Source organism: Streptomyces palmae (assembly GCF_004684805.1).
Taxonomy (GTDB): Bacteria; Actinomycetota; Actinomycetes; order Streptomycetales; family Streptomycetaceae; genus Streptomyces; species Streptomyces palmae.
The window spans coordinates 1-5,287 of record NZ_SRID01000438.1; the positions used below are offsets into that span (position 1 = coordinate 1).

General features: G+C 71.8%; 1 protein-coding gene. It reads left to right on the plus strand.

The features are described from left to right. Positions 1 to 40 precede the first annotated feature (40 nt). The coding region (locus tag E4099_RS28640) for a type I polyketide synthase (protein WP_280923532.1) at positions 41 to 5,287 on the plus strand (5,247 nt) is incomplete at its 3' end.

The following is a 5,287-nucleotide window of genomic DNA, read 5'->3' on the forward strand; positions in this document are numbered from 1 at the left end:
GTCGCGGGGTGTTGCGGGTGAGGTGTCGTCGCCGGTGTTCGTGTTTCCGGGGCAGGGGTCGCAGTGGGTGGGGATGGCGGCGGGGTTGTTGGAGTACTGTCCGGTGTTCGCCGCTGCTGTCCAGGAGTGTGCGGTGGTGATGGATCCGTTGGTGGGGTGGTCGTTGTTGGAGGTGTTGCGGGATTCGGCTGGTGAGTTGTTGGAGCGGGTGGATGTGGTGCAGCCGGTGTTGTTTGCGGTGATGGTGGGGTTGGCGCGGTGGTGGGAGTCGTGTGGGGTGCGGCCGGCTGCGGTGATTGGTCATTCGCAGGGTGAGATTGCTGCGGCGTGTGTGGCGGGGGTGTTGTCGTTGGAGGACGCGGTGCGGGTGGTGGTGCTGCGTAGTGGGGTGTTGCGGGGTCTGCCGGTGGGTGGGGGGATGGTGTCGGTGGGGTTGTCCGCGGATGTGGTGCGGGAGCGGATCGCGGCTGCGGGTGTTGAGGTGTCGGTCGCGGCGGTGAACGGTCCGGGCAGCGTCGTCCTGTCGGGGGATGTGGAGGCGTTGCGGGAGGTGGTGGGTCCCTGGGAGAGCGACGGAGTTCGCGTCCGGTGGATCCCGGTGGATTACGCCTCGCACTCTCCGCAGATGGAGTTGCTCCGGGAGGAGGTCGAGGGGCTTTTGGCGGAGGTGAGCCCGCGTCCCGGGCGGGTCCCTGTCTACTCGACTGTCACTGGGCAGGTGCTGTCGGATGCCACGGTGATGGATGGGGGGTATTGGTTCACCAATCTGCGGCAGACGGTGGAGCTCCAAGCCGCGGTCAGTACTGCTGTCGCCGACGGGCATACGGCGTTCGTTGAGTGCAGTCCGCATCCGGGGTTGGTGGTGCCGGTCAGCGACACGCTGGAGGGGTTGGGCATCCAGGGTGTGGTGGTGGAGACGCTGCGGCGTGGCCAGGGGGGTGCGGAGCGGCTGGCGCAGGCTCTGACCAGCGCGTTCGTGCAGGGTCTGGCCGTGGACTGGGCGGCCCTGTTCGCCGATTCAGGGGCTCGGCGGGTGGAGTTGCCCACGTATGCCTTCCAACGCCGACGGTACTGGGTCGATGAAGGCGTGGAGGCTGGGGATCCGGCAGGGTTGGGGCTTGCTGCGGCAGAGCATCCGTTGTTGGGTGCGGCGGTGGAGTTGGCCGGCGGCCAGGGACGGGTGCTGACGGGGAGGGTGTCGCTGTCGAGTCATCCGTGGCTGGCTGATCACGCGGTGTTGGGCACGGTGATCGTGCCGGGGACGGTGTTCCTGGATCTGGCTTTGCGGGCCGGTGCCGATGCGGGGTGTCCGGTGGTGGAGGAGTTGACCCTGCACACCCCGCTGGTGATGCCCGAGACCGCCGCCGTGCAGCTCCAGGTCACCGTGGGAGCCGCGGACGAGGCCGGTGCGTGCGCTGTGGCCATCCATTCTCGTCCCAACGACGCGGCCCCCGACGAGCCGTGGACCCAGCACGCCTCGGGCACGGCCGTGCCGTCCGTCGAACGGCCGACCGATCCTGCCGACGCGGATCTGGCGCAGTGGCCGCCGGCCGGAGCGACGATGGTGCCGGCTGACGACGCGTACCAGCGGCTCGCCCTGTCCGGGTTCGAGTACGGCCCGGTCTTCCAGGGCCTGCGGGCGGTGTGGCGGCGCGGCGAGGAACTCTTCGCGGAGATCGAGCTGCCCCAGCAGGTGCGGCACACGGCGGACCGGCACGCCCTGCACCCGGCCCTGCTCGACGCCGCCCTGCACCCACTCGCCGTCGACGGGGCAGCGGAGGAGCCACTGCCCGCGCGCCTCCCGTTCTCCTGGCGCGGGGTGAGGGTGGCGGCGTTCGGGGCGTCCGTGCTGCGGGTGCGCCTTGGGCGCTCCGGTCCGGAGGAGGTGTCGATCCGGGCGGTCGGCGAGAGCGGGGAACCGGTGGTCTCGGTCCAGTCGCTCACCGTTCGCCCGGTGGCCGCCGACCGACTGCGCTCGGTTGACGCGCTGGTCCGGTCCTCGCTGTTCCAGGTGGCCTGGTCTCAGCTCCGGCTGCCGGAGCAGGTCGTGCCGCGGCCCACCGCGCCCCGATGGGCCGTCCTGCGGGCCGACACCACGGTGGCCACCGACACCGCCATGGCCACCGGCACTACCGTGATCACCGACGCGGTCGGGGCCGTGGAGGCGTATCCGGATGTGGCGTCACTGATCGAAGCGGTCGAGCCGGGACAGGCCTTACCCGAGGTCGTACTGCTGCGCGTCAGCGGGGCCGATGACGGTCAGGACGGCGCGGATCCGAGCGCTCGGGCGCACGCCCTGACCGGTCAGTTGATGACCGTCGTGCAGCGGTGGCTGGCCGACGAGCGGCTGGAGGACACCCGACTGGTGTTCCTGACCTCCGGAGCGGTGGCGGTCGGCGACGAGGAGCAGATCACCGATCTGCCCGCAGCAGCCGCATGGGGCATGGTGCGTTCGGCGCAGGCCGAGCACCCCGGCCGCTTCGTGCTGATCGACGCGGACCTCCCCGACACGGCAGGGCCGGCCCTGGCGGCGGCCGCGCTGTCGGGCGAGGCGCAGTTGGCACTGCGCGGCGGTACCGCGCATGTCCCGAAGTTGACACGCGCGGTCGCGGTCGCGGGCCCGGCCGGCGGCTTCACGGCGGCGCCGGACGGCACCGTCCTCATCACCGGTGGCACCGGAACGCTGGGCGCCATCCTGGCCCGGCATCTGGTCGCCGCCCACGGCGTACGGCGACTGCTGCTGACCAGCCGCAGTGGACCGGCTGCCCCCGGGGCGCGGGAACTCGTGGCCGAACTGTCCGAACTCGGTGCGCGGACCACTGTCGCCGCCTGTGACGCGGCCGACCGGGAGGCGCTGGCCGGACTGCTGAGCGACATCCCGGCACAGCACCCGCTGACCGCGGTGATCCATGCCGCGGGGGTGGTGGACGACGGGGTCATCCAGGCGCTCACCACGGATCGGCTTGCCGCCGTCCTGCGGCCCAAGGTGGACGCCGCCTGGAACCTCCACGAGCTGACGCGCGACACCGAACTCTCGTCCTTCGTGCTCTTCTCGTCCGCCGCCGGGGTGCTGGGCAACCCCGGGCAGGCCAACTACGCCGCGGCCAACGCCTTCCTGGACGCGCTGGCGGAACACCGGCGTGCCCACGGTCTGACCGCCACCTCGCTGGCCTGGGGCTGGTGGGCGGAGCGCAGCGAGATGACCTCCGGCCTGGGGGACGCCGACCGGCAGCGCATGACGCGGCTCGGCGTGCGGGCGCTCACCTCCGAACAGGGCATGGCGCTGTTCGACGCGGCCGTGAACCGCGCCGAGCCGGCGCTCACCGCCGTACGGATGGACATCGGCGTCCTGCGCACCGCCGGGTCTGCCGTGCCCGCGCTCCTCAGCGACCTGGCCCAGCGCCCCGACCGGCACGCCGCGCACCTCGACCCCGCGGAGTCCGACACCGTGCTGCCGCGGCTCGCCGGACTCCCGGAGGCCGAGCGGGAACAGCTCCTGGTGCGGACGGTGTGCGCACAGGCGGCCAGTGTCCTGGGACACGCGCGGGCGGAGGACGTGGACGAGGCCCGGGCCTTCAAGGAACTCGGCTTCGACTCCCTCACCGGCCTGGAGCTGCGCAACCGACTCAACAGCGCCACCGGTCTGCGGCTGCCCGCGACCCTCGTCTTCGACTACCCCAGCCCGCTGGCCCTGGGCCGGCATCTGCTGACCCTGCTCGCGCAGGCCACGGAGACGGCCTCGCCCCCCGCGACCGCCGCCCAGGCCGCCCTGACCCGTACCTCCGACCTCGACGGCGAACCGATCGCCATCGTCGGTATGGGCTGCCGTCTGCCCGGCGGCATCACCTCCCCGGAAGAACTGTGGGAACTGGTCGACGGCGGCATCGACGCGATCGAGGAGTTCCCCACCGACCGCGGCTGGGACCTGGAGAGGATCTTCGACAGCGACCCGGACCGGCCGCACAGCACCTATGTGCGCACCGGCGGCTTCGTACGCACCGCGGCCGAGTTCGACCCGGAGTTCTTCGGCATCTCACCGCGTGAGGCACTGGCCATGGACCCGCAGCAGCGGCTCCTGCTGGAGACCTCCTGGGAGACCATCGAGCGCGCCGGGATCGATCCGACCTCGCTGCGCGGCAGCCGGACGGGCGTCTTCGCGGGCGCCATCTACTACGACTACGCCACCCGGCTGCGGACCGTCCCCGATGAGCTGGAGGGCTACATCGGCAACGGCAATGTCGGCAGTGTCGCCTCCGGCCGGGTGGCCTACGCCCTCGGCCTGGAAGGGCCGGCGGTGACCGTGGACACCGCCTGCTCCTCCTCCCTGGTCGCCCTCCACCTGGCCTGCCAGGCCCTGCGCTCCGGCGACTGCGATCTCGCCCTGGCCGGCGGGGTGACGGTGATGTCCGCGCCGAGCGTGTTCCTCGACTTCTCCCGGCAGCGGGGACTGGCGACCGACGGCCGCTGCAAGTCCTTCGCGGCGGCGGCCGACGGCACGGGCTGGGGCGAGGGCGTCGGCCTGCTGCTGGTGGAGCGGTTGTCGGACGCACGCCGCAACGGACACCGGGTACTGGCGGTGGTGCGCGGCAGCGCGGTCAACCAGGACGGTGCCAGCAATGGGCTCACGGCGCCGAATGGTCCTTCGCAGCAGCGGGTGATTCGTGCGGCGTTGGAGCAGGCGGGGTTGTCTGCGGGTGATGTGGATGCGGTGGAGGCGCATGGTACGGGGACGACGCTGGGTGATCCGATCGAGGCGCAGGCGTTGCTGGCGACGTATGGGCAGGGGCGTGGCGCGGATCGTGAGCCGTTGTGGTTGGGGTCGGTGAAGTCGAACATCGGGCACACCCAGGCCGCGGCTGGTGTGGCGGGTGTGATCAAGATGGTGCTGGCGATGCGGCATGGGGTGCTGCCGCGCACCCTGCATGTGGATGAGCCCTCGCCGCACGTGGACTGGTCGTCGGGCGCGGTGGAGTTGCTGTCGGAGGCGCGGGAGTGGCCGGAGTGTGAGCGTCCGCGGCGGGCGGGGGTGTCCTCGTTCGGGATCAGCGGCACCAACGCACATGTGGTTCTGGAACAGGGGATGCCCGTCGCGGAGTCCGCGGAGCAGGGTGCGGGAGAGGGCATGCCCGCGCTGGGTGGGTTGGTGCCGTGGGTGGTGTCGGGTCGTTCGGTGGAGGGGTTGCGGGGGCAGGCTGCGCGGCTGGGTGCGTGGGCGTTGGACCGTGAGGGCGTGTCCGCGCGGGATGTGGGGTGGTCGTTGGCCGCGGGGCGTGCGGTGTTGGAGCAC